21 protein-coding genes and 3 pseudogenes are annotated in these 21,393 nt (G+C 72.6%); 12 read left to right on the plus strand and 12 right to left on the minus strand.

Annotated features, from left to right (window positions below; translation table 11 throughout):
* Positions 1-122: 122 nt before the first annotated feature.
* Positions 123-1,226 (plus strand): mechanosensitive ion channel family protein, encoded by a 1,104-nt coding sequence (locus tag OG335_RS35395; protein ID WP_405015247.1) that lies wholly within the window; start codon positions 123-125, stop codon positions 1,224-1,226.
* A gap of 121 nt (positions 1,227-1,347) precedes the next feature.
* Here the strand turns inward: OG335_RS35395 and OG335_RS35400 are convergent.
* Both OG335_RS35400 and OG335_RS35405 read right to left on the minus strand, forming a co-directional pair.
* A pseudogene (locus OG335_RS35400) lies at positions 1,348-2,013 on the minus strand (hypothetical protein); the annotation flags it as partial.
* Between the two features lie 168 nt (positions 2,014-2,181).
* Positions 2,182-2,499 (minus strand): LysM peptidoglycan-binding domain-containing protein, encoded by a 318-nt coding sequence (locus tag OG335_RS35405; RefSeq protein ID WP_405015248.1) that lies wholly within the window; start codon positions 2,497-2,499, stop codon positions 2,182-2,184.
* A 59-nt stretch (positions 2,500-2,558) separates the two neighbouring features.
* Here OG335_RS35405 and OG335_RS35410 point away from each other — a divergent pair, with 59 nt between their 5' ends.
* Together OG335_RS35410 and OG335_RS35415 are read left to right on the plus strand one after the other, a co-directional pair.
* Positions 2,559-2,879 (plus strand): hypothetical protein, encoded by a 321-nt coding sequence (locus OG335_RS35410; RefSeq protein ID WP_405015249.1) that lies wholly within the window; start codon positions 2,559-2,561, stop codon positions 2,877-2,879.
* The gene (locus OG335_RS35415) at positions 2,864-3,259 is read left to right on the plus strand and encodes a hypothetical protein (RefSeq protein WP_405015250.1); all 396 of its coding nucleotides are present in this window, start codon (positions 2,864-2,866) and stop codon (positions 3,257-3,259) included. Before OG335_RS35410 ends, OG335_RS35415 begins: the two co-directional genes overlap by 16 nt.
* A 563-nt stretch (positions 3,260-3,822) precedes the next feature.
* On the opposite strand, the gene OG335_RS35420 is transcribed toward OG335_RS35415, so the two are convergent.
* Entirely contained in the window at positions 3,823-4,230 is a 408-nt protein-coding gene (locus OG335_RS35420; protein ID WP_405015251.1) for a recombinase family protein, read from the minus strand.
* Positions 4,231-4,937: 707 nt separating this feature from the next.
* Between OG335_RS35420 and OG335_RS35425 the strand changes: the two genes are divergently transcribed.
* Positions 4,938-7,817: an SNF2-related protein gene (locus OG335_RS35425; RefSeq protein ID WP_405015628.1), complete on the plus strand. Its 2,880-nt coding sequence runs from the start codon at positions 4,938-4,940 to the stop codon at positions 7,815-7,817.
* 8 nt (positions 7,818-7,825) lie between these two features.
* Entirely contained in the window at positions 7,826-9,169 is a 1,344-nt protein-coding gene (locus OG335_RS35430; RefSeq protein WP_405015252.1) for an SWIM zinc finger family protein, read from the plus strand.
* Positions 9,170-9,262: 93 nt separating this feature from the next.
* On the opposite strand, the pseudogene OG335_RS35435 reads toward OG335_RS35430, so the two are convergent.
* From OG335_RS35435 to OG335_RS35465, 7 genes and pseudogenes are all read right to left on the minus strand, one after another.
* Positions 9,263-9,418, minus strand: a pseudogene (locus OG335_RS35435) (SpoIIE family protein phosphatase); the annotation flags it as partial.
* A 231-nt stretch (positions 9,419-9,649) separates the two neighbouring features.
* A complete protein-coding gene (locus tag OG335_RS35440) occupies positions 9,650-10,417 on the minus strand; it encodes an alpha/beta hydrolase (protein WP_405015253.1) in 768 nt (255 codons plus the stop codon).
* Positions 10,418-10,718: 301 nt separating this feature from the next.
* Positions 10,719-11,636, minus strand: coding sequence for an RNA polymerase sigma-70 factor (locus tag OG335_RS35445; RefSeq protein WP_405015254.1), 918 nt, complete (start codon positions 11,634-11,636; stop codon positions 10,719-10,721).
* Positions 11,633-12,826 (minus strand): NAD(P)/FAD-dependent oxidoreductase, encoded by a 1,194-nt coding sequence (locus tag OG335_RS35450; protein WP_405015255.1) that lies wholly within the window; start codon positions 12,824-12,826, stop codon positions 11,633-11,635. Before OG335_RS35450 ends, OG335_RS35445 begins: the two co-directional genes overlap by 4 nt.
* A 704-nt stretch (positions 12,827-13,530) precedes the next feature.
* A complete protein-coding gene (locus OG335_RS35455; protein ID WP_405015629.1) occupies positions 13,531-14,118 on the minus strand; it encodes a GPP34 family phosphoprotein in 588 nt (195 codons plus the stop codon).
* Between the two features lie 220 nt (positions 14,119-14,338).
* Complete coding sequence (locus OG335_RS35460) at positions 14,339-15,361, minus strand: LLM class flavin-dependent oxidoreductase (RefSeq protein ID WP_405015256.1); 1,023 nt, start codon at positions 15,359-15,361, stop codon at positions 14,339-14,341.
* Positions 15,362-16,037: 676 nt separating this feature from the next.
* Positions 16,038-16,253, minus strand: a complete 216-nt coding sequence (locus OG335_RS35465; protein ID WP_405015257.1) for a hypothetical protein — start codon at positions 16,251-16,253, stop codon at positions 16,038-16,040.
* A gap of 60 nt (positions 16,254-16,313) precedes the next feature.
* Here OG335_RS35465 and OG335_RS35470 point away from each other — a divergent pair, with 60 nt between their 5' ends.
* The 7 genes and pseudogenes from OG335_RS35470 to OG335_RS35500 all read left to right on the plus strand — a co-directional run bounded on the left by OG335_RS35470 (position 16,314) and on the right by OG335_RS35500 (position 19,769).
* Positions 16,314-16,625: a hypothetical protein gene (locus tag OG335_RS35470; RefSeq protein WP_405015258.1), complete on the plus strand. Its 312-nt coding sequence runs from the start codon at positions 16,314-16,316 to the stop codon at positions 16,623-16,625.
* An 849-nt stretch (positions 16,626-17,474) separates the two neighbouring features.
* The gene (locus OG335_RS35475) at positions 17,475-17,735 is read left to right on the plus strand and encodes a hypothetical protein (protein ID WP_405015259.1); all 261 of its coding nucleotides are present in this window, start codon (positions 17,475-17,477) and stop codon (positions 17,733-17,735) included.
* The gene (locus OG335_RS35480) at positions 17,732-18,118 is read left to right on the plus strand and encodes a hypothetical protein (RefSeq protein ID WP_405015643.1); all 387 of its coding nucleotides are present in this window, start codon (positions 17,732-17,734) and stop codon (positions 18,116-18,118) included. The genes OG335_RS35475 and OG335_RS35480 overlap by 4 nt, the downstream gene beginning before the upstream one ends.
* Before the next feature lie 164 nt (positions 18,119-18,282).
* Positions 18,283-18,567 (plus strand): annotated as a pseudogene (locus OG335_RS35485) (YhjD/YihY/BrkB family envelope integrity protein); the annotation flags it as partial.
* 210 nt (positions 18,568-18,777) lie between these two features.
* Positions 18,778-19,056: a hypothetical protein gene (locus OG335_RS35490; RefSeq protein ID WP_405015630.1), complete on the plus strand. Its 279-nt coding sequence runs from the start codon at positions 18,778-18,780 to the stop codon at positions 19,054-19,056.
* Positions 19,057-19,059: 3 nt separating this feature from the next.
* Positions 19,060-19,212 carry a hypothetical protein gene (locus OG335_RS35495; protein ID WP_405015260.1) on the plus strand — a complete coding sequence of 51 codons (153 nt, stop codon included), beginning with the start codon at positions 19,060-19,062 and terminating at the stop codon, positions 19,210-19,212.
* A 56-nt stretch (positions 19,213-19,268) separates the two neighbouring features.
* The gene (locus OG335_RS35500; protein WP_405015261.1) at positions 19,269-19,769 is read left to right on the plus strand and encodes a TspO/MBR family protein; all 501 of its coding nucleotides are present in this window, start codon (positions 19,269-19,271) and stop codon (positions 19,767-19,769) included.
* A 409-nt stretch (positions 19,770-20,178) separates the two neighbouring features.
* On the opposite strand, the gene OG335_RS35505 is transcribed toward OG335_RS35500, so the two are convergent.
* Complete coding sequence (locus tag OG335_RS35505) at positions 20,179-20,460, minus strand: hypothetical protein (RefSeq protein ID WP_405015262.1); 282 nt, start codon at positions 20,458-20,460, stop codon at positions 20,179-20,181.
* Positions 20,461-20,808: 348 nt separating this feature from the next.
* Positions 20,809-20,964 (minus strand): DUF6131 family protein, encoded by a 156-nt coding sequence (locus tag OG335_RS35510; protein ID WP_405009769.1) that lies wholly within the window; start codon positions 20,962-20,964, stop codon positions 20,809-20,811.
* Positions 20,965-21,393: the final 429 nt, after the last annotated feature.

The raw sequence follows: 21,393 nt of genomic DNA on the forward strand, positions 1-21,393 counted from the left end.
GTACATCCGCTCCATCGCGGCTGCGCACGACACGACCTGACAGGCGACAAGGTGACGACACAGCACGTACGGCGGCCGGCGGCGGCCCGTTCCCTCGCCCTCCACGCTGCGGGGGCAGGGCGGTGACCCGGGACCTGGTCCTGCACGACTGGGTGGTGGCCGGCATCGCGATGGCCTCCGGCTGTGTGGCCGGTCTGGTGCTGCGGGCTCTGATGAAGTGGCTGGGCAAGCACGCGAGCAGGACCAAGTGGAGCGGGGACGACATCATCGTCGACGCGCTGCGCGCCATCGTCCCCTGGGCGGCCGTGATCGCCGGGGCCGCGGTGGCCGCTTCGGCCCTGCCGCTCACCGCGCGGATCGGGGGGCTGGTCGACCAGTCGCTGACGGCCGTGCTCATCGTCGTCGCGACGCTCAGGGCGGCCCGGGTGGTGGCCGGGCTGGTGCAGTCCGTGGCCGCGTCCCGGACGGGCGTCGCGGCGTCCGCGACCATCTTCGTCAACATCACCCGTGTCGTGGTGCTGTCGATGGGTGTCCTCGTGGCCCTGGAGACCCTCGGAGTGTCCATCGCCCCGCTGGTCACCGCCCTCGGCGTGGGCGGTCTCGCTGTCGCGCTGGCGCTGCAGGACACCCTCGCCAACCTCTTCGCGGGTGTGCACATCCTCGCCTCGAAGACGGTCCAGCCGGGTGACTACATCCGGCTCACCAGCGGGGAGGAGGGGTACGTCGTCGACATCAACTGGCGCAACAGCGTGGTGCGCAACCTGTCGAACAACCTGGTGATCATCCCCAACGGCCGCCTGGCGCGGACGAACATGACGAACTACTCCCAGCCCGAGCAGAAGCTGTCGATCCTGGTCCAGGCCGGGGTCGGCTACGACAGCGACCTGGAGCACGTGGAGAGGGTCACCCTCGACGTCGTCGACAGCGTGATGGCCGACGTCAGCGGTGGCGTGCCCGACCACGAGGCCGCCGTCCGCTTCCACACCTTCGCGGACTCCAGGATCAACTTCACGGTGATCCTGGGCGTCGGCGAGTTCAGCGACCAGTACCGGATCAAGCACGAGTTCATCAAGCGCCTGCACCAGCGGTACCGGACGGAGGGCATCTCGATCCCCGCGCCCACGCGCACGGTCTCGCTGCATCTGGACGGGGCGGGCACACCGTCGTCCCTCCCGCCGATTCCGCACCAGTGGGAAGCGTCGTCCGAGGTGCTCGCGGACCGGTGACGGCAGCCGGCGCGGGGCCGGCTGCTGCTCCGGCGGACCCGGTGCGCTGATTATGCCACCGAGCTGACCGTCAACTACGGTGCGGTGCCGTTGAACCGCACCCGCGTTCGCCGATGATCGGGGCGCCGAGCCGGGCGCACAGCTCCTCGGGCAGGAGGCCAGCGAACGGGTAGGCGGTCACCTGCTCCGGTTGCAGGACGCAGGGCTCGGGCACGAACCCGGTGGCCCCGACGACCAACGGCTGCGGGGGAACGGCCAACACGTCCCCGACTTCCCACGACCGCCGCCAGCGCAGATGCAGATTCAGGTCGTACCGGCTCGGGCCGTGCGCGTCGAAGGGGCACCAGAACACCTGAAGCAGGTCGCAGTCCTTCGGCCCCTGCGGCAGGTCCGGCACATCCCGCCGATACAGCTGTGCCAGGCCGATCAGCGGCAGCGGGTCCGTCTGCGACGCCTCGGGGAGCCGGCGCTCCAGGTGCAGCTCGGCCAGGAGCTCCCGTTCCTCCTCGGTAGGGCCCGGGCTCTGTTCCCGAGCCCACGCGGCAGCCAGGATCTGCCGGTAGCGGTGGATGTCGGCCGGGCGCCGACCTCGCCCCCTGCCGTGGCCCTCACCGCACACCGGCCACGGCTCGTTCGCCGGCCACAGCATCGGACCGCCCACCGAGCTGTCAGAAATCTGCGGGCTGCCCGGTCGCGGGTGGAGCCGTGTCGTCGTACCTCGGTAAGCAGCCAGTTCCGGGAAGAGCACCTCGACATCAAGCGGGCGCGGCGGAGAGGTCCTCGTCATGGAACGCGACCCTAGACACTCCGCGATCTTCGCGGTCAAGCACCCCGGCAGCAGTCTCTGCGGTGCTGGCACCGTCGCCCGGCCACCGTCGTGCTACCCAGCCGATGAGGTGACAGACAGGACGGTGATGCGCGGGGGCCGCGACCTGGGCCGAGCCGGGTTGGGGCGTCAGGGCAGGCGCAGGGTCTGGGCCGGGAGGATGAGGTCGGGGTTGTCGCCGATCGCGCCGTGGTTCGCCTCGTAGAGAGCGGGCCAGCGGGCCAGCGGGCCAGCGGGCCAACCGCCGACCACCTGCTGCGCCTGGGCGATGCCGCCGAGGGTGTCGCCGTCCTGGACCAGGATGGTGCCGTCCTTTGCTGGGCCCGGGCCGGGGCGGGTGCTGATCGTCGGGTCCGGCTCGTCGGTGGCCGCGCTCTGGCCGGTGGCCGACTGCGAGGCGGCCGGTTTCCGGGTGGCGGGCTGCTGCGCCGGTCGCGGGGCGGGCACCGTGTGGTGGGGGCCGGGGAGGCCCGCGCGGGGGAGCGGAGGAGCGGGAACTGTTCTGGATGCGGCTGCCGCTGATCGCCGCCCGCGACGGCGTCGACGAAGCGATCGCCCAGGCCCGAGCCCACCCCGAAGGAGCCACCTGGTACGCGGCGGAGCACATCGCCCGGCTCCTCGCCGATGCCGGGCGCACCGAGGAAGCCGTCGCCGTCCTCCGCCGGCACGACCGCAGCTGCAGCCACGACCTGGCCGGCTACCTCATCGATCTCGGCCGCGTCGAGGAGGCCATCGGTACCGTCAAGACGGCTGCCACAAGCTTCCTGCGGGGCCGCGAGCAGGGCGTGCGGGCACCAAGAATCTGTTCGCCATGGGCCTTGACCTGAGCAATGCCCAGGTCAAGGCCGACCTCGACCCCCTGGGCAGCGGCAAGTACATCCTGATCCCGGTCGACCGGCAGACGCCGATCCGCGACTTCGTCACCAGCGCCGGGCACCCGTACAAGACCGGCTGCGCCTTTTACGAACTGTCCAAGCGCGAGAAGGTCCAGGGCGGCAAGCAGCTCGCCGTGGCGGAGAAGGACCCGGCCACCGGCCGGACGACCGGCAGGGTGTTCTCGGGCCCGGAGGCCCGCATGCTCCTCGGCCTGCCGAAGTCGGAGGCCACGGTGGAGCCGGGCGACAACCCCTCGTACACCGTGTTCGTCCAGTCGACCTCCGTCAACCGGAAGCCGGTGCCGGGCACCAAGCTGCTCGTCCTCCTGTAGCCGGGAACTGCGATCCGGTCACGGACCCGGCGGCACTGCCGACTCCATCCCTGCACGCCGAAAGGCCGCCTCCCACCCTCCGCAGGGATCCGCCCGGAAGGCCGGCCCGACGCGAGGCCGAGACTTCGCGATGCTCCCACCGGGGCAGTGGGGCGACACGCGCCTCCAGGCGAATCGCTGTCGGCACGACCGCTGCCGACCTGAGCGAAGCCGAACCGCACGGGCGCGGCGTCCCCGGAGGGAGTCACTGCTCCGGAGAGGACATCCAGCGCGACTTCGCCGCCTGCACCGGCTGCCAGGGCCGCACCACCGCGTGCTGCCCGCCTGCGAACTCCCCTGGGAGACCTGGCACGACAGGAACGACATGCCGACCGTGCTCACCGCCTGGCCCACCCGCAATGCCCCCCGGCCGTCCGGGGCCGACAACGCCCCGGACGGCCTCCTGCGCCGCCCGAGACCGATCGGTCCCACCTGGCCCGCCCGCCGGGAGGACCCGGCGGCCCCGCTGCACCCATCGGCCGGCGCGACAGAGGCGCCGAGCGGCGTGACACGCTCGCCCGCCATCACCCGAGCGCTCCACAAACCCGATCGGGAATCGGTGATCCGGGCAGGCGCTGCGGAGCGTTCCGCGGGTTGTGGGGCAGTTCGACGACATCGGTCCCGAATTCCCGGAGGAAGTCCGTGACGGAGTCCGCGGTCCTGATGTCGAGGGAGAAGACCCAGCGCCCCGGGATCAGCACGGTGCGGATGCGGCTCTCGGTGGCCCGGGCGAGGAGCCGCTGCAGTTGCGGCTGCGGGCTTCTGGAGGAGACGCCGTTGTCCAGGAAGACGTACGGGGCCGAGAGGCCGATCCGGTTGGCGTGTTTCTCCAGTGCACGCACATGCGATGCCATCTGCCAGGTGTCGTAGGGGTAGCAGCGCAGGTACGCGGCTGTCCCGTCATGGCAACTGCGGGGGTGGCCAGCGATCATGGTCGCTCCTCGTTGAGCAGAATCGCAGGACGGCACCTGCGGTACTCGCATCCGGCGCCGCTTTCCGGGCCGAGGGCAGCCAGGTCGGGCGAGGCCGGAAGCGCTGCGATCGGCAATGCCCGCCTCTCCGGGGTGCCCGGGTGCGTGCACGCGTACGTTCCTGGGCTTGGGGCCCGACATATCTCGGTCCTTCGTGCACTGTCCACTATGGACTGAACCACTCGCAAACGTCTAGACCTTTCACTGCGGAGTGCGAAACCCGAATCCGAACCTCGCCGGTCGTGCCGGTCATGTCGGCTGCGCCGGGCAGCCGGCACAGCGCGCCGGGCAGGGCGTGGAGCGGACGTGGGCCGGCGGGCCCTGACAGGAGGCCGTTGCGGCTCCGAGGAAGCGCCCACCGGCGCACCACCTCGGGGCAGTGCGGACGGCGGCAGCGTCGGCGCCGGACTGCCGGCGGATCGGGCGCGAGGGGCAGGTGTGCCGGTATCGAGCAGGTCGCGGCCCAAGCCTGTGGAATGGGGCTACCGCCCTGCCCGCAGGTTCTGCTTTCGCTACGCTCGGTGCGCGGCCCACCTCCGGTCGTGCAGTCGTCTGGAAAGTAGTCCCGGTCCGTGGCAAGTGTCCCCCGTGTCATCGAGGTCCCCGGCGAGGCCGCTCCCGGCCTCGCCGTCCCCGACAACCAGGCCCCGGGCGAGCCGTTGGCGGTCATGACTCCTGACCAGCTCGCGGAGCCGGCCGGCTGCGCCGCGGTGTTCCTGCCGGCGGATCCGCCCCGGCTGGGCCGGGTGGCGTTCTGGCGTACCGACACCGCCACCCCGCCCGGAGCGAACGACCGGCTCACGGTGGTGCGGCCGCACGGCAGTTCGGTGCGCCGCCGCGAGGTCCCGGTCACGGTCGTGCCACTTCTCCAGGCCCTGGCACCCCTCGGCCGTGCGCGCCGCACGCCCGGTGCCGATCCGGCGGCCGCGTTCTGGGGCGCGGCGAGTGTCCTCGCGCTGCAACTGCTGGCCCGTGGCCGGCTCCTGCCCGGGGTCAGCCCGCAGGGCTTCGACGCCTGGCGTATCGGGCCTTACGACCCGGACGACGCCCGGCGGGTACGGGAGCTGGCGGCGGCGATGCCGCCCGAGGCGCGGGCGGTTCCGCTGCCCGGCCCGGCACCGCTGCAGCTGCCGGCGGCCGAACCGCTCCTGCGGGCCTTCCTCGACGCCGTCGCCGACGCGCTGCCCCGCACTCCCGCCGCGCACCTGGCCACCGGCGGTACGGCGTGGGCGGCCGGCCCGCCGCAGCACGTCCCCCACCAGCGCGTCTGGGCGGCCCAGGTGGCCACCGGGCTGGATGCCGGCGTACGCGTGTCCCTGCGCCTGGAATTCCCCTCCCTCACAGCCTTCGAGGACGACCGGGACGACATCGACGACCCGGCCGCCGGCAATGACCCCTGGAACGACGGGGCCGGGGACAGTTCCTTCCGGGCCGTCGTCCAGCTGCACAGCCTGGGCGAGGCTGCGCTGGTCGCCGACGCCGCAGACGTCTGGTCGGGCCGCTCCCCGGCCCGGCATGTCTTCGGCCCCAGGGCGAAGATCGACGCCCTGCTGGCCCTGCGCCGCGCCGCCCGGGCCTGGCCGCCGCTGGGCCGTCTGCTCACCGCTGCCGCCCCGACCGGGCTGGACCTGTCCGACACCGAGGTGCAGGACCTCCTCGGTGAGGCAGCCGCCGACCTGGCCGCGGCCGGTGTCCAGGTGCACTGGCCCAAGGAACTGGCCCGCGACCTGCTCGCCCGCGCGGTCGTCGAACCCGCCGAGCGGGTCGGCTCCGACCTCCCCTCCCTGCTCGACGCCGACACCCTCCTCACCTTCCGCTGGCAGCTCACTATCGGCGGCCACGAACTCACCCCGGCCGAACTCGACCACCTCGCAGAAACCCAGCGGCCCCTGGTGCGACTGCGCGACCAGTGGGTCGTGATCGATCCCGAGGCACTCCGCCGGGCCCGGGCCCGCGAGGCCCGCACCCTCACTCCCGTCGAAGGGCTGGCCGCGGTCCTGGCCGGCAGTACACGGGCCGACGGGACACAGGTCGAGGTCGTCCCCGGCGGCTGGCTCGCGGAGCTGAAGGAGCGTCTGGCCGATCCCGAGGCCACCGCCCGCCGCGCCCTGCTGGAGCCCCCGGCCGCGCTCCGGGCGACGCTGCGGGACTACCAACTGCGCGGCTTGACCTGGCTGGACCAGATGACCTCCCTCGGTCTCGGCGCCTGCCTGGCCGACGACATGGGCCTGGGCAAGACCGTCACCCTGATCGCCCTGCACCTGCACCGCCAGAACGTTCCGGCCACCGCCGGCCCCACCCTGGTCATCTGCCCGACCTCGCTGCTCGGTAACTGGCAGCGCGAGATCGAGCGCTTCGCGCCCGGCACACCCGTGCGCCGCTTCCACGGACCCGCCCGCACCCTGGACGACCTTGCCCAGGACGAGATCGTCCTCACCACCTACGCGACGATGCGCCTGGACACCGAACACCTCACCTGCGCCGACGCCTGGGGGCTGCTGGTCGCGGACGAGGCCCAGCATGTCAAGAACCCCTTCTCCGCCACCGCCAAGGCCTTGCGCACCGTCCCCACCCGGGCCAAGGTCGCCCTCACCGGCACCCCGGTGGAGAACAACCTCTCCGAACTGTGGGCCCTGCTCGACTGGACAACCCCCGGCCTCCTCGGCCCCCTCAAAACCTTCCGCAGCACCTATGCCCGCGGTGCGGAGAGCGGCCAGGACCCCCACGCCGCCGACCAGCTCGCCCACACGGTTCGGCCGTTCCTGCTGCGCCGCCGCAAGTCCGACCCGGGAATCGCCCCGGAGCTCCCGCCGAAGACCGAGACGGACCGTGCGGTCGCCCTGACGAAGGAGCAGATCGCCCTGTACGAGGCGGTGGTCCGCGAGACCATGGCCGAGATCAGGCAGAACACCGGTATCGCCCGGCGCGGTCTGGTCGTCAAGCTGCTGACCGCCCTGAAGCAGATCTGCAACCACCCGGGGCAGTACCTGAGGGAGACCGGCGGAAGGATCGCCGGCCGGTCCGGGAAACTCGAGCTCCTCGACGAACTCCTGGACACGATCCTGTCCGAGGGCGCCTCGGTGCTGGTCTTCACCCAGTACGTGGCGATGGCCCGCCTGATCGAGGCGCACCTGACGGCGCGTGGGATGCCGGTCCAGTTCCTGCACGGCGGTACCCCGGTGAAACGGCGGGAGGAGATGGTGCAGCGCTTCCAGGACGGCGAGGCCCCGGTCTTCCTGCTCTCCCTGAAGGCGGCCGGCACCGGCCTCAACCTGACCCGCGCCGGGCATGTGATCCACTTCGACCGGTGGTGGAACCCCGCGGTCGAGGACCAGGCAACCGACCGCGCCTACCGGATCGGGCAGACCCAGCCGGTGCAGGTGCACCGCATGATCACGGAAGGCACCGTGGAGGACCGCATCGCCGACATGCTGAAACGCAAGAAGGCACTCGCCGACGCCGTGCTGAGCGGAGGCGAGGCCGCGTTCACCGAACTGAGCGACGCGGAACTCGCCGATCTCGTCCACCTGCGGGTGAGCACCCGGTGAGCCGCCCGGTGAAGCGACCGACGAATCGCGCGACGAAGCCGGACGACGGCCGCACCCGTATCTTCCCCCCGCTGCCGCCGGCCCCGGGCCGCCGCTCGTTCGCCGAATCCTGGTGGGGCAACGCCTGGGTCGAGGCACTGGAAGGCCCGCAGCGCTCGGCCACCGGGCGCCTGGCCCGGGGACGCACCTACGCGCGCGCCGGCAACGTCGGCGAGATCACCGTCACCCCCGGCCGGGTGTCCGCCCGTGTCCGGGGCAGCTGCCGCACCCCCTACCGCACATCCATGGACCTCCCCCGGCTCACGGACCGCGACTGGGACCTCCTCCTGGATGCCGCCGCAGGCCGGGCCGGACACATCGCGGCCCTCCTCGACCACGACATGCCCACCGCCCTGGCCGACGACGCCGCCCGCGCCGGAGTACGGCTCCTCCCGAGGCAGGGCGAGCTGACCCCCGACTGCTCCTGCCCCGACTGGGGCCACCCCTGCAAGCACGCCGCCGCCGTCTACTACCAGGTCGCCCGCCTCCTCGACGAGGACCCCTTCGTCCTGCTCCTGCTGCGCGGACGCGGCGAGCACGAACTCATGGACGAACTCCAGCGCCGCAACGCCGCCCGGGCGGCGGCCGAGGACATCACACCCACGGGCACCCCGCCCGCCGCACCGCGCGGTGTGCCCGCCCGCGAAGCGTTCGCCGCCGCCCGCAGCGGAATCCCCCCGGTCCCCGCCCCACCAGCCCCGGTTGAGCAGCCCGGAAAAGCCGCACGGTTCGCCGACACGGACGGTCCCGCGCCGGGCGTGGACCCGTCCGCCCTGGAGTTCCTCGTCACCGACACCGCCGCCCGCGCAGCCCTCCTGCTCCACCACGCACTACTACCCCTCCCGGGCGCCGGCCGGAGCGACGCCGACCTCACCCGGACCGGGTCGGGCGTGGACGAGGACCTGGTCCGGCTCGCCGCAGCCGCGCCCCCGCCACACGTCCTCGCCCGCCTGGCCGACAGCGGCGGCCGCACCCCCGAAGGACTCACGCGGGCGGTACGGGCCTGGCACCACGGCGGCGCACCCGCACTGCACGTCCTCGACGGGACATGGGAGCCCGACCCCCGGCAGATCGCCGCCGCCCGCGACACGATCAAACAGGCGTGGGAGGGCGAACGGCCCCCCGCACTGCGAACCACCCGCAACCGGCTCACCGTGATCGCACGCGACGCCCAACTACGGCTCGCCATCGACGGACGCTGGTACCCCTACCGCAAGCAGCACGGCACCTGGTGGCCCGCCGGCCCCGCCGACCCCGACCCGGCGACCGCACTGGCCACCCTGCTCACCCTGCTGCCCGACCCCGAGCCGTAGTGGTGGATCCCGCTCCGCCGGCCGGACTCGGGGGACCCGGTGAACCGATGCGTTCACACCACGCGGGCGGGGTCGGCGCGGGAGGTGCTGGTGGCGGGCGGCCTCCCGGGCGAGGCGGTTCTGGCCGTCGGTGAGGGAGGCGGTGGGGGTCTCGATGAGGCCGTCGGTGTAGAGGAGCAGGGCGTCGCCGGGGTGGAGCTCGTGGTGGTGGGTGGTGCGGGCCATGGCGGTGTCGACGCACAGGGGCATCCCTGCCGGTTCCGGTCAGGTAGGCGGCCGGTCCGCGGGTGGGCAGCAGGAGCGGGGGCGGGTGGCCCGCGTTGGACCAGGCGAGGTACCAGGTGTGGTCGGGCCGGGGGATGAGGTGGGCGTGGACGGCGGTGGTGAAGGGGGCGGCGGCCAGCCCGTCCGGGTACGCGGCCTCGACCCGGGTCGCGGTCGCGGCGCCCGGCTGCACGCCGGACGCCGCGACTGCGCACGTCAGGCCGGCGAGGTGATCGGCCGGCCGAGGTGCCGGGCGAAGAACCGGACCGCGCTGTCGGCCTCGAACCTGGGCAGTTCCTTGTGCCTGCCCGAGTTCACGTGCAACGACTTCTCCTTCGAGGCGAAGGCGTCGAACAGCGCGAGACCCTCCTCACGCGAGATGTGCTCGTCGTCCCACTGCAGGTCGAACTCGATCGGGACGGTGATCCGCTTCGCCTTTTCGGCCAGGACATCGGGCCAGTGCTGACCGAACACCGCGGCGGCGATCCTGGCTTCGGTCGCCACGAACGGTACGCCGATCGCGGTGCCCATGTTGATGCCCCAGAAGCCGACCGGCCCGTCGGTGCCGATCTCCGGGAGTTCCTGGAGGGCGTCCAGGGTCGCCCGGTACTCGGGCACGGCCCGTTCCGCCAGGTGGTCGTTGTAGCGCACGACGATCGGGCCTTCCGGCTCGCCCGCCGCCCTGGCCCGGAACAGCTCGGCGATTTCCGCCTCGTCGTGCGCCGTGCGCGGCCGGTCGCCGTGGCCGGGCGCGTCGATGACGGCGGCGTGGAAGCCGCAGCCGGTCACGAGAAGACGGGCGCGGCCCGCCATCGCCGGATGCTTCTTGTGGGTGCCGCCGCCGTGGGCCATCAGGACCAGGGGTGCGCGATCGGCCGCGTCGGAGGCCGGCGACCAGAGAACGCCGGGGACGCCGTCCACGACGAAGTCGCGCTCGAGCATGCCGTTCGACGACGACTCGGCGGTGAACTGCAGGGAGTGCACAGGTGTTGCCTTTCGGGAGTGCCTTGTCGGCGAGGCGCTCCCGGCGACGCCTACGTCAATCGCCGGCCGTGACGGCGAGGGGGAGCACCCACATGGATACGGCGTTCATGGGTCTCACCTCCTCGGACGGTGTCACGGTCGACCGGAAGCTACCAGCCCCGGTGATCGTTCCTCAACCCCTTTTCCCCGCCGCACCCTCACCGACGGCGAAGTCCTCGCGCCCATGCGTTCGGGCCGTGTCGGGGCAGCCGCGCCCAAGCGCTCACGGGGATTCCGCAGGGCGTCGACAACGATCGGGCGCTCAGGAGAGTTCGTACCGGGTGCCGTCGGTGACGGCGTGGAGCTTGTCCGGGTTGGCCACGTTGTGGACGGCCGAGATGCGGTCCTCCGGGTCGAAGTCGAAGGTCATCGTGGCGATCACGCGGTCCGGGCCGCGGAACACCACACCCGGGCCGCCGTTGATCCAGGTGAGCTCGGCCCGCATGTGCCCGGGCTCGATGCCCTGGTAGGTCGCGGTGCCGAGCGCGGCGAACCAACCGACCACGGTCTCCAGACCGACGACCGGCTTGAGGGCCTGGCGGACCTTGCCGCCGCCATCGGTCCACAGCGTCACGTCCGGGGAGAGCAGCTCCATCAGGGTGTTGATGTCGCCGCCCGTCGCCGCCGCGAGGAACCGCTCGGTGACGTCGCGTCGGCGGGCGCGGTCCGCGTTGAAACGGGGCTGGCGGGCCTGGACGTGCTCGCGGGCGCGGTGCGCGGCCTGCCGGACCGCCGGCTCCGAACGTTCCACCGCTTCCGCGATCTCCGCGTAGCTGAAGGCGAAGACCTCCTTCAGTACGAAGACCGCGCGTTCCAGGGGGCTCAGCGTCTCCAGGACGACGAGCAGGGCCATGGAGACCGAGTCCGCCGCGGCGACGCCGTCGGCGGTGTCCGGGCCGGTGAGGATCGGCTCGGGCAGCCACGGCCCGACGTAGGTCTCGCGCTGGTGGCGGGTCGACCGGAGCCGCTCCATCGCCAGGTTGGAGACGATCCGGGTCAGGTAGGCCTTGGGGTCGGCGACCTGGGAGCGGTCGGCCGCCGACCACTTGAGCCAGGCGTCCTGGACCACGTCCTCGGCGTCGGCGGCGGAGCCGAGGATGCGGTAGGCGACGGAGAAGAGCAGGGTGCGGTACTCCTGGAAGGCGAGCTGCTCGGGGCTGGTCTGCCGAGAGTGGGTCACTTGGCGCTCCTGATGCGGGTGTAGCGGCCGCCGTGCGGCCAGAGGGCGCCCGAGGCGGGCATCTTCTTCATGCGGGCGAAGGTCGGCCACGGTGCGGCGGTGACCGTCTCCTTGTACTTCGCGGCCCGTCTGCCGGTCAGCACGATCCGGCGCGGGCTGTCGTCGGGGCGGGTGAACTGCACGACGGCGTCGCTGCGGCCCAGGCTGACGGGGGTGTGGTAGTAGCCGAAGCGGAAGGGCCTGGGCTCCTTGCCGGCCAGCACCCGCAGGATCGACAGGGCCGCGTGCACGCCGGTGGGCATGCCGCCCTGGCAGGTCCCGTGCATCACGCCGTAACCCTGACGGATCGCCGCCGCGTCGCCCACGGCGTAGACGTCCGGGTGGGAGACCGAGCGCAGCGCACCGTCGGTGACCACCCGGCCGCGCTCGTCGACGGTCAGGCCCGCGGCGCCGGCCAGCGGCGGGACACGGGTGCCGCTGGTCCACAGCACCGCCGCCGCCGGGATGCCGGAGCCGTCCGCGAGCTCGACGCCGTCCGGCAGCACCTTGGCCACCTCGACGCCGCTGCGCACCCGCACGCCGAGCCGGGCGAGTGCCGCATCCAGGTGGGCCTTGGCCTTCGGGTGCATGCCGGCGCCCGGCTCCTGCCGGCCGAGCAGCACCACCCGGAGTTCCGGGTGCCGCTCGGCGATCTCCGCGGCGGCCTCGACACCGGTGAGGCCGCTGCCGCCGACCACGACGGTCCCGCCGTCGAGCCCGGTCAGCCGGTCGGCGAGGAGGGCGGCGTCCTCCGGGCCGCTGAGGGTGTAGGCGTGGTCGTCCACGCCGGGGACGGCGACGGTGTCCGCGATGCTGCCCAGGCCGTAGACCAGGGTGTCGTAGTGCAGGACCCGGTCGTCGTCGATCCGGACGGTCTTCGCCTCGGCGTCCACGGCGGTGACCCAGCCGCGGACGAAGTCGGCGCCGGTGCCGTTCAGCAGCTCCGGGATGTTCATCTCGGCCGTCTCCTGGCCGGTGGCGGTCATGTGCAGCCGGAGCCGCTCGGTGAAGGTGTCGTACGGGTTGACCAGCGTCACGTGCAGGTTCCCGCGCCTCCTGGTGCGGGCCGCGAGCTGGATCGCTGCGGAGAGCCCGGCGTAACCGGCGCCCAGGACCAGGACCTCGTGCTGCTGCGCTGCTGTCGCGTTCATCGCTCTGCTGTCTCTTTCGTGTCGGTCGTTCCCGCTGTGCGGACGACCACCAGACGCAAGCTGCCCTTCCGTTCGTGACATGGGGGCGATGTGACCTGCATCACATCCTGAAGAGGGGGCGGGCGGGCTCGGCCCCAGTACCCCGGGCGCCGCGACGCGCAGCATTCAACCATGATCGACTGGGCCCCGCACGAGAACTGACGGTCAACAGGATCCGCAGGCCGGCGGCAAGGACTGGCGCTTCCGCACCGCCTGCGAGCACGACCGCCTCTGCACCACCTCCGGGCGGCGGAACGACGAACTGCTGAGGTTTCGCCGCGTCGTCGGCCGTGACCGCCAGTCCCGCAACCCACTCCGAACCTGCTGCTGCGCCCTGCACCGGGGTGGCGAATCCGGTTCGGTCCAGGGGGTGGCCCTGGCGGCAGTGCCCCTTGGCGCCGTGAACGACGGGCTCGGTCGGTCGGATCGGACCGTACGTGAGGTCCCTGCGAGTTTCCGCTCACTGCCCCGGGGCGGCGGAGAACGGGATGCCCTGCCCGAGGTCGAGGAAGGGGCGTGACCGTCGTGGTATCCCGGTTGTCGGTGGCCAGGTCGGCAGGTCCCCTGCCCGGCACCTGTGGCCCGACCGGAAGCCCGCGTGCTGCCCTCCGGTCAGCTGCCGCCCATCACGCCCTGGCCGGCGACCATGGTCAGGTTCAGGCCGCTTACCGCCCGGGCCAGGCCCGGGGCGTCGTCGGCGAGTCGGTCGGTGAGCGCGGTGATCCGCCCGGCGCGGCCTTGCGGTCGTGGCGTGAGAGCACCAGGTACAGGTGTCCGTGGCCGGCGAGCCGCCGCCAGCACCGCGTCGGCGAACGGCGCCCGGGCGACGGGTCCGTTGCCGCGGACGAGCTCCGCCACCCGCAGCTGGAGGTCCAGGGCTTCACACGGATCGTCCATCGCCACCGCGCGGTACGGCGTAACCGGACCGTGCGGAGCCGGTCGGCCGTCGTCATGACGCCGAGCACCGTCAGCCGCTCCTCGACGGCTTCCAGGGTGTCGTCACGGCTGCGCCTGATCCACGACTTCCATGTACGGGGCCGTTCCGCCAGTTCGGCGAGCAGCGCGTCCAGGACACGGTCTCCGGTGGGGACGGCGGAGACGACCCGCACCCGGGCCGCCCCGTCCTCGGCCGCTGCGCCCCGGTGGGCGAGTTCGGCCAGGGCGGCGGCGCGCACCAGGAATCCGGCGCCGGTGCGGTCCTGCAGTGACTGGGCCCGGGTGTCGAAGGCCAGCAGGTAGGCGGCCAGATGCAGTCCCGGCTCATGGCACCGAGCCTACGGCGCGCCTGTCCGCCCGCCATCGGGCCCGCAGGACCAACCGCCCTCCGCCCGCAGGGGCATCTCACCTGGCCGCCGTCATCTCCGCGGCCGGGGTCGGGCGGTTGCCGGTCCGACCCCGGCCGGAAACATCCTTCGGCCGCCACGTCGGCGCCCGTACGGCTGTCGGCGGCCGGGCCGCTGCCCGCCCGCGTGCTCAGGCGGTGGCGGGGTGCCAGCCGAGCGCCGGGCCGAGGGCGGTGGCGATGTCGGTGAGGATCTGCACGTAGTCCTCGTGCTCGAAGGTGAAGGGCAGCGCGAAGGCGACCTCGTCGATCTCGCGGAAGGCGGGGTGCTCGTGGAGCCGTTCCGCGATCTCCTGCGAGCTGCCGACCAGGTCGGGCGCGAACAGCAGGCGGGCCGGACCCTGCGGGGCGGTCGTGCGCGGCAGCCGGGCGCGGGCGTACTCCCGGTACCTGGCCCGCTGGGCGGGGGTGGCACTGTCGGTGGGGACGACCACCAGCCCCTGCGAGACCCGGGCGCGGGCGCCGTCGGGGTGGCGCTCGCGGAACGCCCGTACGTGGGAGAGCTGGACGGTGCCGAAGTCCTCGCTCTCCTCGGCCTTCACCACGCTGCTGACCAGCAGGTTCATGCCGTTCTCGGCGGCCTGCCGGGCCGAGTTCAGGCTGCCGGCGCCGTACCACATGCGGTCGGCCAGGCCGGGTGCGTGCGGCTGGACCCGGTCGGAGAACGCCTCGATGCCCTCGGTGCCGCGGAAGTCGGTGGCGGGTTTGCCGCCGACCAGGTCGAGCAGGCGGCGCACCCGGGTGAACCCGAAGTCCTCGGCCTCGGCGGTGTCGGGGTACAGGGCGTCACGGACCTGCTCGAAGTGGATCGGCGGGCCGACACTGACACCCGGGTTGAGTCGGCCGCCGGAGAGGATGTCGACGGTCGCGAGATCCTCGGCCAGGCGGAGCGGGTTCTCCCAGCCGAGCGGGATGACCGCGGTGCCGAGTTCGATGCGCCTGGTCCGCTGGCTGGCCGCGGCCAGCACCGCCACCGGGGAGGAGATGCCGAACTGGAGGTGTCGGTGGCGCAGCCAGGCGCTGTCGAGGCCGAGCCGTTCGCCGAGTTCGACGAGCTGCAGGGTGGACTCGTGGCCGCGCCCCGGGTCGGTCCCGTCGAACAGGCCGATGGTCAGGAAACCGAGTCTGCGCAGGGGTTCCGAGGGAAGCGGCATCGGGGTCCTCCGGGTCGGGTGCGGCGCGCCGTACGGTCAGCGGTCGCCAGCGGTCGCTGGTCGTCCTGGCCGAATCCTGCTCGGTCGGTGCACGCCGCAATCCCGGTGGAGTCGGCCGGCAGCCGCTCCGCTGGGACGATGCCGGTGCGATGGCAGGTCGGCGGGCCCCGGGAGGTCCTGGCTGGCCCGGTGCAGCCGGACGTCCTCCGCTCGTCCGGCGTCGGGGGTCCGTCCGCCCCGGGGAGCTCTCGTCCGGCAGCATCCCGACCGGACATGCCACCGCGCTCGAGCGGGCCCTCACCAGCAGGTGTGCCCCGGCCCCGGCGCAGGCCTTCTACAGAGCCACCCCGGAAGGTTGCGGAGCCCCTACCGGGCCCCGCAACCTCGCAGCCCGGGCGCCGCCGGGAAACGGCGCAGCCCGTGGGCCACGGCCGGGACCGAGCACGGGCGCTGCGGCGGTGGGGAGGGCCGCCGGTGGTTCCAGGCGCCGGCGGGCCGGTCGGGGGTGTGCGACGGTGGTCATGGCCTGACCTCTTTCCGGACAGCGGCCGGCGGGGGCCCGGCGCCCCAGGGCGCCGAGCCTTTCGGTCGGACCGGAACTGCCGGTCCGTCAGCGGTGGTACCAGCCGGCCGCGACCCAGGTCTTCTCCCAGTGGGCGGGGATCCACTTGTTCTCTCAGCCGGCCTTGTGCCACATCTTGTGCCGGTAGCCGTGGTGCCACTGGTGGTGGGAGTCGTACCAGCCCGCGTGCCACACGTTGTGCCAGTAGCCGGCGTGCCAGACCTTCTGCCAGTGGCCCGCGACGTGCGTGTTCTCCCAGGGCGCCGGGACGGTTTCGGTTCGCGCAACCCACCAGGTGAGGCGTACACCGGAAGGATGAACGGTTCTCATGGGGCATGTGGGCCCAGGCCGAGCAGCGAGCCGGAGCTCTGCGACCGGTGCGGGACCCTGATGCCGGCCGGGCAGATGGTGATGTCGTACGTCCCGGACTCCTCCGCGGTAACCGGGGACGCCCGGTTCGACGGGCAGCGCCTCCTGCGCGCCTGCGGCGAGCCGCACCTGATCGAACTCGCCGCCTCCTACCAGCACCGCCCGTTCGTCACCGAGGAACTGTGGTCCGCACAGATCACCCGCGCGGTGCGCCGGCTCGGCCCGCTGGACCAGGAGGAGATGTACGAACGGGTCGTCACGATGACCGGCCTCAGCGAGGAACAACTGCTGAAGGCGGTCGCCTGGCAGGACAGCCATAGCCGCCCCGCATAGGGTGCACATTCCCGGCGGCAGGCCACCCCGCCCTACCCCGTGCTGGTCGCTGTGCCCTCAGCTCGTGTCGCCCCCGCCGTCGGCGCGATCCACTCCGTCCCCTTGGCCCCTTCACGGTGCGGGCTGGGGGTAGGACACCGGCCGCAGACGGCGGGCCCGTGTCCGATCCGGCGGCAGAGGGCGGGTGGCCTGGTCCTCGAAGGCGGGGCGTCGCTCCGGGCGGGGGAGCGATCGAGGCGGTGGACATCGCGTGCACTGAAGCGGGTGAGCGGTCCGGGTGAGCGGGAGAGGTGGCGCGGGTTGGGGAGCGACGGGCTCCGGCTGAGTGGATCACGGGGCGAAGTCGCCTTCCCAGTGCATCCGGTCGGAGTCCGGCGAGGTTCGGCGGTAGACGGAGAACCCGCCCGGGTAGGTACAGCCGCTGCCGGCGTCCAGTGCCACCCCTTGCACCGTCTCTGCGGGGCTGAGGGAACTGACGTCGAGGTGGAGACCGTCCAGGGGACCTGCGAACAACTCGACGCGGCCTGGACCGGGCTCCCCCCACAGGCCACCGTCGGGTTCCCAGCCCGGCCCGAGCGGTAATCCACCCGGCGGGGGCCACGACGGCTCTACGGGCTCGCCGTCCTGTGTCTCGTCCCTCATTCAGCCCCGTCCCTTCATCCGACGCCGAGCCCGGACCTGCGGCCCGCGTTCTCACAGCCCCATAGGGACCAGCGCCGTCCGTACCTGAGGTGTCACACCGGCGTGGAAGGCGGGGGGCCTGAGCGGAGCCCTGGCTGGGTTTGGGCTGCAGCAGCCGTCGAGGCGGTACGTGCCGGGCGGCACTCTACCCGCGGTAGAGTCGCGGGTGTGGCGGATGACACCAGCATCAAGGTCTCCAAGGAGACCCGCGAACGACTGCAGCTCCTGGCCGGCCAGCGCGGCACCACGATGCGCGACCTGGTCGAGCAGCTGGCTGCGCAGACCCTGACCGAAGAGGAACTGCGTGCCCGCGGTGAGATGGCCCGCCGCTACCTGCGCGAGCGGATGGGCATCGACGTCGACGACGAGGCCATGGCCGCCTCCGCCCGGCTGCGCGCCATGATCTGCGAGCGGAGCGCGACGGCGTGATCCCAGCGGTTCTGGACCACACAGCGCTGCTGGCACTGGGGGCGGGCTATCCCGCGCTGTCCGGGTTCATCGTGGACGCGGCCGAAGGCCGGGCCGCCGTCCACGTTCCGGCCCTGTGCCTGACCGCGGCGGAGGCCGAGCGGCAGGGCGTCGCCGAACACGTCGGAGCCCTGCCCGGTCTGGAGATCGAGACCCTCGACCTGTCCGCCGCCATCGAGGTCGGCGCCCTCATCGGTGCCGGGACCGACTGGCGCATCGCCCACGCCGTTCACTCCTCCCGCCCAACCGCCCAGCACCCTGTCGGCCGTGTCGTCCTGACCACTCGCCGCGAGCTCTATGCAGGCACCGGCGTCGACCCCATCGACCCCGGCAAGATCGGCTGAACCGGCGCCGGGAGCGGATACACCGCCCGCTCCCGGCTCCACCACCTCCACGGAAGCAACCGCAGGGCTTCGCAGGCTGGCCGCCGGACACACGCACGATCAACCGGCCCTGCGCTTTCGGCGCCGCCCGGACCACGTCCATCAGCGCCGCCACGAGCCGGACCGCCGCGACCAACGTCCGCGGTCGCGGCTTCCGGTGGATCTCCCTGGGTAGTTTCCTGGCCGTCCTGCTTTGGATGGCAGCCTCCGCCGGCTTCGCCCTGTACGTCGCCAACTTCGCCCCCTGCAACGAGACCTATGGCACCGGCAGGCGACATCGTCTTCCTCGCGTGGCTGTGGGCTTCCCACCTCGCGATCCTCCTCGGCGTGGAGTTCGACGGCGAACTCGCCCGCGAGCGCGCCACCCGGGGCGGTCTGCCCGAAGCGCCGAGCCCCACGTCCGGCCCCGAGCGCGGGGGCCGCACCCGCTGGTCGACCGTTTTCCGCCAGCGCAGGGTGTCGTGCGTCGGCGGCTGTCCCGGCACCCTGGGGGTTACAGGCTCGACCTGCCGGAGCGGCAGCCGGGGGCCTCTATCACCCGGGTTCCCTTGCTGGAGTGCAGGTCGGGCCGGGGTGTTGCAGGCTCGACACCGTGGCCGCGGCCAGGGCGAAGGGCCCGGTTGCCGGCAGCCCCGGCCTCGGCCACGTCCCCCGCCGCTCCCAAGGAGAACCTGATGATCGTCAAGAAGCTCCACGACTCCGGCATCCGCAGTGAGCACGCCTACGCCGCCGCATTCGCCTCGATCGGCCTGTCGGTTCTGACCTGGGCCACCTCGCTGAAGGCCGAGAAGGGCCAGGGACTGGAGCGCGCCGACCGTTGGGGCATCTATGTCGGTGAATGGGCCCCCACCTTCTTCGGCCTGGGTCTGGCTCTCGCCAACTACGAGAAGAACCTCTGACCGGTGGCCGAGCACCGGGCCGACGGCCCGGCCGACCTGCCCGGTCACCCGCCCGACCGCAGCACCGAGGCCTCCCGCCACGGACGATGGCAGCCCTGGTACACCGCCGCCCACCAGCTCCGCGCCACCCTCCGCCGCCTGTTCCACCGTCGCTGACGAGCTTCCGGGAGCCGGCGGCGATGAAGCAGCGGCCCGGGGGAAGACGCACGCACATGAGCATCAGTGAAGGAACCCCGGGCCGGTGGCAGGTCTACGCTGCGACCACCACGGCGGTGCTGGCCACTGCGGTCGCCGGCGGCCGAGCCGTGGATGCCGACAGCGCCTGGTACCGGTCGCTGGAGAAACCGGCGTGGCAGCCGCCCTCCTGGGCGTTCGGAGCGGTCTGGACCCCGCTGTACGCGTCCATCGCCTGGGCGGGTGGCCGCGCGCTGCTCAGGACGCAGGGCAGGCAGCGTCACGCCCTGGCCACCAGCCTCGGACTCAACCTCACCCTGAACACCGCCTGGAACTGGCTGTTCTTCCGCCGCCGCAGTCCCGCCGTCGGTCTGGTAGGAACCGTACTGCTCGACGTCAGCAACGCCGACCTGATCCGGCGCACCGCGCGGGCCGACCGCACGGCAGCCACCGCCCTGCTGCCCTACGCCGCATGGTGCGCGTTCGCCACCGTGCTCGACGCCGACATCGCGCGCCGCAACCACGTCAAGCGCCCGTGATCCCACCCGACACGCCCGCCGGCCGTGCCGCCCGCCATACTCGGGCCCGCGTTCCCGCCGACCCGCACGGAATCCGGGCCGCGCACGCCCCCACCCCGTCCTGCGGGGAGGTGTGTACCGCCGCACTGCTGGCCGTCGTCGGGCCGCTGAGACGGCCCGAGTCGGTACTGGTCGAGTTGGCGGGTGGACGGCGAACGGTCACCTCGCCGAGGCTGACGGCCGCCGAGGCCCGGCAGGTGGCCGAGGCGGTCGGCGGGTGCGTGCGGCCGGCCACCGCGAGTCCGCTGGTTCTGGTCCACTGGCTGCTGGAGCCGCTTCCCGCCGTCGACGTCCGCGTGGGCGGGGATCGCAGCACGGCCCGCTATGTGCGGATTCGCCCCCTGTAGTCCGCTGCCGGAGGGCCTGCTGGTCAGTCGGGGGCATCGGCCGACGGCGCATCCAAGCCCCGGCCGTGGTGATCCAGATGGTCCAACAGCGCCCTGAAGGAAGGGTCTGCCTCCTTGCCACCGGGCGCCGAGATCCGGGCGGAAAGGAATCCGCCTTCTGGCGTGAACGACGCCTCGGCATTCCTCGCGCCGTGCGCCATGACGAGGGTGTTGTCCGTACGCCATCTCACCGACCAGCCGTAAGCCTGGGCCGTGGCAGTCAGATAGTGGGAGTCGTGGCCGGTCGGAGGCTCGGTTGCACTCATGCAGGAATCCTCGGGCACCGAGCCCCGGCACCGCTTTCCGCCACGCCCGGCCACTTTCCGATTCACGACACGTTGGGGCGGTGATCACGCTCGGACCCCACAGCCCGCGCCTTCCGTCCGCTGGGCGAGGAGCACCCCGGCGTGTGGGTCGGCGGACGGCCGGGCGGCCATCGGCAGGCCGAACGGCGGGGTCCTCTCGTGGACGCATCGGGCGGGTGCCCGGCTCGCGCGTGGCCCTGCTCGGTCCTCTTCAGGAGTTGGAGGGGTCGCGGGCAGGGCAGCGGTGGCGAGCGCCCGGTGTGGCTGTTGAGTTTCCGGGGCGTGGGGCGTGTACCTGGTCTGGAGCGTTTAGTAGTAGTGGCGACGGCCGCCGACCTCGTGTCCGACCGCGCCCATGATCCACAGGATCAGGCCGATGACGACCAGAACGATGCCGATGGTCCACAGGATGCTGATGCTGGTGACGAAACCGATGACGAGGAGGATGACTCCGAGGATGATCATTGGTGCCTCCGTTCGATATCCCCCCGGATGGTGTGCTCGCTCCCTGTCGGGAGCGGGCCGGGTGTTGGACCGGTGCGGCTCTCGTGGCTGGGTTGTCCGGATGGCGGGTCTGCCCGGTCGTTCACGTGGGCGGCCGCTGATGGGTAGCGCCGGTTGTCGGTGGTGCCGCCGCCCGGGGTGGTGGCGCTCAGTGCCCCGCGGTGGGGCCGTAGGGCTCCTTGGGGTCGACGCCGGCGTGGGCGCCCGCATCGCGGCGGCCGCTGGGCCGCTGGGAGGGGCCCTGGGGTCCGGTGTCGTGGGTGTGCTTTCCTGGTCCTCGCCGGTGAAGCTGCTGGCCTCGCCGTCTTCCATCGAGGCGTGGGACTTGCTGCTCGAGTTCTTCACGGGTCTCTCCAGTCGTGTTTTGTCCCTGCTGGTGGGAAGTGATGG

It is taken from the genome of Kitasatospora sp. NBC_01539, from assembly GCF_045040525.1.
In the GTDB taxonomy this organism is placed as follows: Bacteria; Actinomycetota; Actinomycetes; order Streptomycetales; family Streptomycetaceae; genus Kitasatospora.